Annotated in this window: 8 protein-coding genes; 7 read left to right on the top strand and 1 reads right to left on the bottom strand. The window is 71.3% G+C overall.

What is annotated here, in order from left to right:
• Positions 1 to 149: 149 nt before the first annotated feature.
• The gene (locus ACWGIU_RS27805; RefSeq protein ID WP_453710266.1) at positions 150 to 1163 is read right to left on the bottom strand and encodes an SPFH domain-containing protein; all 1014 of its coding nucleotides are present in this window, start codon (positions 1161 to 1163) and stop codon (positions 150 to 152) included.
• 215 nt (positions 1164 to 1378) lie between these two features.
• Between ACWGIU_RS27805 and ACWGIU_RS27810 the strand changes: the two genes are divergently transcribed.
• The 7 genes from ACWGIU_RS27810 to ACWGIU_RS27840 all read left to right on the top strand — a co-directional run bounded on the left by ACWGIU_RS27810 (position 1379) and on the right by ACWGIU_RS27840 (position 5484).
• Complete coding sequence (locus tag ACWGIU_RS27810) at positions 1379 to 1675, top strand: gas vesicle protein GvpO (RefSeq protein WP_453710268.1); 297 nt, start codon at positions 1379 to 1381, stop codon at positions 1673 to 1675.
• Positions 1676 to 1757: 82 nt separating this feature from the next.
• The gene (locus tag ACWGIU_RS27815) at positions 1758 to 2204 is read left to right on the top strand and encodes a gas vesicle structural protein GvpA (protein ID WP_453710270.1); all 447 of its coding nucleotides are present in this window, start codon (positions 1758 to 1760) and stop codon (positions 2202 to 2204) included.
• A 3-nt stretch (positions 2205 to 2207) separates the two neighbouring features.
• A complete protein-coding gene (locus tag ACWGIU_RS27820; protein WP_453710272.1) occupies positions 2208 to 2921 on the top strand; it encodes a GvpL/GvpF family gas vesicle protein in 714 nt (237 codons plus the stop codon).
• A 43-nt stretch (positions 2922 to 2964) separates the two neighbouring features.
• Positions 2965 to 3222 carry a gas vesicle protein GvpG gene (locus ACWGIU_RS27825; RefSeq protein WP_453710274.1) on the top strand — a complete coding sequence of 86 codons (258 nt, stop codon included), beginning with the start codon at positions 2965 to 2967 and terminating at the stop codon, positions 3220 to 3222.
• A 40-nt stretch (positions 3223 to 3262) separates the two neighbouring features.
• Complete coding sequence (locus ACWGIU_RS27830) at positions 3263 to 3880, top strand: hypothetical protein (protein WP_453710276.1); 618 nt, start codon at positions 3263 to 3265, stop codon at positions 3878 to 3880.
• On the top strand, positions 3873 to 5018 hold the full coding sequence (locus ACWGIU_RS27835) for an SRPBCC family protein (RefSeq protein WP_453710278.1): 1146 nt from the start codon (positions 3873 to 3875) through the stop codon (positions 5016 to 5018). The genes ACWGIU_RS27830 and ACWGIU_RS27835 overlap by 8 nt, the downstream gene beginning before the upstream one ends.
• A gap of 40 nt (positions 5019 to 5058) precedes the next feature.
• The gene (locus tag ACWGIU_RS27840; RefSeq protein WP_453710280.1) at positions 5059 to 5484 is read left to right on the top strand and encodes a gas vesicle protein; all 426 of its coding nucleotides are present in this window, start codon (positions 5059 to 5061) and stop codon (positions 5482 to 5484) included.
• Positions 5485 to 5588: the final 104 nt, after the last annotated feature.

The following is a 5588-nucleotide window of genomic DNA, read 5'->3' on the forward strand; positions in this document are numbered from 1 at the left end:
GCGCGTGCGGTCGTGGCGGCGGGCCACCTCGTCGATCGAGCGGCCCCGGCTGGAGAGGAAGAACGCGGCCTGTCCGTGCGTCCCGTGCCGGGCGAGCAGCTCCTCGTACTCGGTCCTGCGGTGCACGAGCACCGCCCGCGGGGCCAGGCTCACGCGCCCGCTCCGCCTTCCGGACGCCCGAGCCTGGTGAGCAGTCCGGTCAGGACATCGGGGGAGAGCGTGATGCTCTCGATCCGCGGCAGGTTCTCCGCCAGCCGGGTCGCCGCCAAGGCGTGCAGCGTGCCCGGGCCGGCTTCGCCGTGCACCCGCAGCCAGGCGGCCTGGGCCTCGGCGCGCGCCGCGCCCGTCTCGCGCGCCGCCTCGGCGTCCGCGCGCGCCAGGCGGACCTTGCGGGCCGCCTCGGCCTCGGTCCGTACACCGTCCGCCGCCGCCGTCTCCTCGGCCTCACGGCGGGTGTTGATGCCGCGCTGGTCGACCAACTGCTCCTCACGCCGGGCCAGTTCGATCTGGCTGGCCAGCTCGTTCTCGGCGATGGCACGTTCACGCTCGACGGCGACGGCCCGGCGTTCGTAGGTGGCCCGGTCCGCCTCCTGCTGGATCTGCTCGCGGGCCGGGGTGCGCAGGGCGCGCTCCACCTCGGCCTCGGGGCGGATCGCGACGACCCGCACGGCCACCACGTCGATGCCGGTGTCCGGAAGCCTGGGCTCGGCGGCGAGGCCGTCGGCGACCCGCTGCCGCACGGAGGCGACGCCGTCCACCAGGGCGACGGCCAGCGGGGTGCGGGCCAGTACGTCCAGCGTGTGCTGCTGCGCGGTCTCGGTGAGGAGGGTGGCGAGCTGCTCCAGGGGCGCTCCGCGCCAGCTCCCGGTGTCCGGGTCGACAGAGAAGTCGAGCCGGTCGGCCGCCTGGGCCGGGTCGCTGATCCGGTAGGTGACGGTGGCCTGCACGGTGACGTCCTGGAAGTCGGCCGTACGGGCGTGGAACGCCATGGCCAGTTCCCGGTCGTCGACCGGCACTTCGGACAGCGCCGCCGACAGCGACCGGTACCAGAAACTGAGCCCCCGCCCGTCATGGACGAGCCGGCCGCGCCTGTGGTGGCGGATGTGGGCGGTGGGCGCGGAGCGCAGATGACGCCAGCCGAAGCGCCGGGTGATGTCGGCCATGGCGAACCCCCTTCATTTCGTCAGAACGACGATAACGAGGAACCCTCCTATCGTCAAGATGACGAAAAAGCCTGGCCGGCCTGCCTCACGGCCGCCCGATGCCCACCTGACGTCCCGTCACGCATGCGTGCGGCAGCGGCGGGCAGACGAACGTGAGTCCGGACGGCGCTGGAGCGCGACCGCAGAGCCGTCTTCCGTCCCTCACAGGCGGGAACATGAGCCCGACAGACGACGAAACCCACAAGACGTCCGAAGAACTCGACATCGCCACAGCGATACGCCTCGCCTCCGAGCAGCTCTCGCAGCTCCTGCGGTGCGAACCCGGCTCCGTCTCAGCGGTGAAAGCCACCGAGGACGGGTGGACGGCGGAAGTGGAGATCGTCGAGCTGGAGAAGGTTCCGGACACGATGAGCGTGATGGCCTCATACCACGTGGCTCTCGACACCGAGGGCCGGCTCCTGGCGTACGAGCGCACCCGGCGCTACGCCCGGGGCCAGATCGACCGCCGCTGAGGCGGAGACGGCGCCGGCCCTCCCGGAGAGGAACCCGCGCGTCCGTACGCGTCGACAGACGCCGAACCGGAAGGAGTTCACCGTGACACTCGTCCAGCAGAGCAGTGCAACGAGCGGCGGAAGCGGCTCGGGAAATCTTTACGACGTACTGGAACTCATCCTCGACAGGGGCCTCGTGATCGACGCGTTCGTCCGCGTCTCCCTCGTCGGGATCGAAATCCTCAAGATCGATGTCCGTGTCGTCGTCGCCAGCGTGGACACCTACCTCCGCTTCGCCGAGGCGTGCAACCGGCTCGATCTGGAATCCGGCCGGAAGGCACCCACACAGCTCACCGACATCGTGGGCGAGATGACCGAGAACGGCGCGAAGGGAAAGTCGAAGGGCGCCCTGACCGGCGCCGTCGAGGCGATAACGGATTCCCTGCAGAGCAAGCGCGAGGAGCGCGAGGAGCCCGAGGAAGAGCCCCGCAAGCGGCCGGCGCGCAAGTCGGCCTCCAGCCGCACGTCCGCCACCCGACGGGAGGAGTAGCAGGTGCCCACCTACATCTACGCCATCACCGCCACGGACCATCCCCTGCACCTGGACGACCTCCAGGGTGTGGGCGAACAGGCACCACCCCTGCGGACGGTCCGCGCCGGCGACATCGCCGCGGTCGTCAGCGACGCCCCCGAAGGCCTGCGGGCCAAGCGCCGGGACGTGCTGGCGCACGAGGCGGTCCTGGAGTCCCTGATGGCGGACGGAGCGACACTGCCCATGCGCTTCGGCCTGCTCGGCCCGGACGACGAACACGTGACGCGAGCACTGGAGCAGGACGGCGCCGCGTACCGCAGCCGCCTGGCCGAGCTCGCCGGGCATGTCGAGTTCAACCTCAAGGCGGCCCGCGACGAACAGGACCTCCTGCTCGAAATCGTGTCGGAGTCCGACCGGATCAGGGAACTCAACGAACGCACCCGGTCCGGATCCGCCGGGCAGGACGACCGCATCGCCCTCGGCGAGCTCGTCGCGGGCCAGGTGGCCGAACGCAACGACGAACAGGCCCGAAAGACCCTGGAGAGGCTGCTGCCGGCAGCGGCCCGCGTCTCGCGCGCCGAGCCGGGCGCCAGTCATTTCCTCAACGCCTCCTTCCTCGTTGCGGCGGACTCCGCGGACGAGTTCGTCCGGGCGGTACGGCAAGAGGCGGACCGCCGGGGCGAGTCCTGCACCTTCACCCTGACCGGGCCGCTTCCGCCGTACAGCTTCGTGTGACCGGCGCCGGCACTCACGTCGAACGCAGGAAGGAGGCCGCCGCATGGGGCTCCTCACCACCGTCCTGACCCTGCCGATCGCACCGCTGCGCGGCACGGCATGGGTGGTCGACCAGGTGGTGCTCGCCGCGGAACGCGAGTACTACGACCCCGAGCCCGTGCGGGCGCAGCTGGCGGCGCTCGTGGACGACCTGGCCGACGGCCGTGTGGATGCTGCCGAGTTCGACCGGCGCGAGGACGCGCTCCTGGACCGCCTCGACGAGATCGAGGCCCATCGAAGCCGGACGGGAAGCGGCTCATGACGAAACCGAGCGATCAAGCGAGGCGGAACGAGGTACACCGGTGATACCGAAGAACACCACGACGGCAGCAGCACTCGTGGGGGGCTACCTCCTGGGGCGGACGAAGAAGGCCAGGATGGCCATCGGGGTGGGGATGTTCCTCGCCGGCCGCAGGCTGGACCTCGACCCCCGGCGACTGGGAAAGCTGCTGGCCGCCTCGCCCGTGACGGGTGCCCTGAGCGAGCAGATCCGCAGAGAGCTGTTCGAGGCCACGAAGTCCGCCGCGGCACAGGCACTCACCCGGCGTGCCGCAGGCCTCGCCGACTCACTGCAGCAGCGCACGCGGACGCTCAGCGGTGACGCCCCCGAGGCCGATGCCGATGACGGCCCCGAAGCGCGCAAGCGGGACGGCCGAGCGGCGGACGACGGGGTGGACGACGGTGCGGACGACGGCGCGGAGCCGGACGACGACGCCGACGACAGCCGGCGGAAGCGGACACGGCCCACGGCCGCGGCCAGGACCACAGGCAAGAAGGGCACCAGCCGCGCCCCCTCACAGAGCGGCTCCTCCGGCAGCGGCTCCGGCAAGGCGACGGCGGCAGCCCGCAAGCGTACGAGCGCCCCCAGGAAGTCCACCGCCTCCCGTACGCGCAAGAGCAGGGGTGACAGCGATGAGTGACTCGGCCCTCAGCAAGATCAAGAGCGACGTGGTGGGAAACCCGGCCACCGACCGGCTGAAGGAGGAACTCCGCCGCTACCTCACGGCCCGTGCCGAGGACGCCGTCACCCGGCTCGGGGAGCGCCTCGGCGACCATGTCGCCCGGCTGGCCGAGCCCGGTGCCGCCAAAGGGAGCCTGGCCAAGGGTCTCGCCAAGGGAGGCAAGGCCCTCGGCGAGGGAAGGTCCCCCGCCCGGGCCGCGCTGGCGGCGGGGGCCTCCGCGGTCAAGGACACCCTGAAGCAGAAGGCCGGGGGCCTTGCCGGTGGTGGCCGCACGTCCGGCGGAGGCAGGGCGAAGAGCGTGACCGTCGTCGAGGACATCGATGTCGGTGTTCCCGTGCGCGAGGCGTACGACCAGTGGACGCAGTTCCAGGAGTTCAGCAGGTTCGCCAAGGGCGTCGTCAGCGTCGAGACGGCGGACGACGCGACCACCCACTGGAAGGTGAAGGTCGCCAGGTCGACCCGCAGCTGGCAGGCGAACGTGACCGAGCAGATCCCGGACGAGCGCATCGCCTGGACCACCCAGGGCGCGAAGGGGACGGTCCGCGGGGTGGTGACCTTTCACGGCATCACCGACGACCTCACCCGCGTTCTCCTCGTCCTGGAGTACTTCCCGAAGGGCCTGTTCGAGAGGACGGGGAACCTGTGGCGCGCGCAGGGTCGGCGGGCCCGGCTGGATCTCAAGCTCTATCGCGCGTTCCTGATGCTGCGGGGAGAGGCCACCGACGGCTGGCGGGGCGAGATCCGGGACGGCGAGGTCGTCATCGCTCACGGCGAAGCGGTCAGGGAGGAGGACCACGCCGACGGCGAGGCGGAGGACTTCCAGGACGAGGACGCGGACCCCGAGGGTGAGTTCGAAGACGACGAGTACGACGAGCCCGCCGACGAGGAGCCCGCCGACGAGGAGTTCGACGAGGAGGAGTTCGGCGAGGAGGCCGAGGAGGACCCGGAACACGAGGCCGAGACCTCCGACGGGGCCGCCTCGGACGAACAGGACCCCGGATACGACGAAGCCGAGGACGAGCCGGCCGCTTCGGAAGACCACCAGCCGCGCGGATCCGGACGCCGCACCCGCCGTCGCACTCCCGTCGGCAGCTGACCGGTAACGACAGAGCACACCAGAGAAGAGGGGCGCCAACGTGTCCGAGTCCTTCGCAGGACGCCTCCCGGCCGCACCGCACGCCGCAGTGCCGAGTCACCACCAGGGCTCTTCCGCGAACCTCGCGGACATCCTGGAACGCGTGCTCGACAAGGGCATCGTCATCGCCGGAGACATCCAGATCAACCTGCTCGACATCGAGCTGCTGACCATCAAGCTGCGCCTGCTGGTCGCCTCGGTCGACAAGGCGAAGGAGATGGGCATCGACTGGTGGGAGCACGACCCCTCGCTCTCCTCCCGCGCCCGCCCCTCCCGGCACGTCGACGACGGTGGCGGCAACCGCGAGGAGCTCCTGGCCGACGAGAACGAGCGCCTGCGCGCCGAACTCGTGCGTCTGCGCTCCGGGGGCGTCCACGACCAGCAGCCGCAGGCGGACACCCGCGCACGGACGGAGGAGGCACGGTGAGCACACCGGACCGGCCCCGCAAGGCCGCCGGCACCCTTTCCGGCGGGACCGGGACCCGACCCGCGGGGGAGCGGGCGACCGCCCGCCCCCCGATGGCCTACGTG

The sequence above is a fragment of the Streptomyces sp. NPDC054840 genome, assembly GCF_053611065.1.

Excerpts from the sequence above, each read along its gene's own strand:
- ACWGIU_RS27825 (WP_453710274.1), top strand. The coding sequence starts at position 2,965 with ATGGGGCTCCTCACCACCGTCCTGACCCTGCCGATCGCACCGCTGCGC.
- ACWGIU_RS27805 (WP_453710266.1), bottom strand. The coding sequence starts at position 1,163 with ATGGCCGACATCACCCGGCGCTTCGGCTGGCGTCATCTGCGCTCCGCG.
- ACWGIU_RS27835 (WP_453710278.1), top strand. The coding sequence starts at position 3,873 with ATGAGTGACTCGGCCCTCAGCAAGATCAAGAGCGACGTGGTGGGAAAC.
- ACWGIU_RS27810 (WP_453710268.1), top strand. The coding sequence starts at position 1,379 with ATGAGCCCGACAGACGACGAAACCCACAAGACGTCCGAAGAACTCGAC.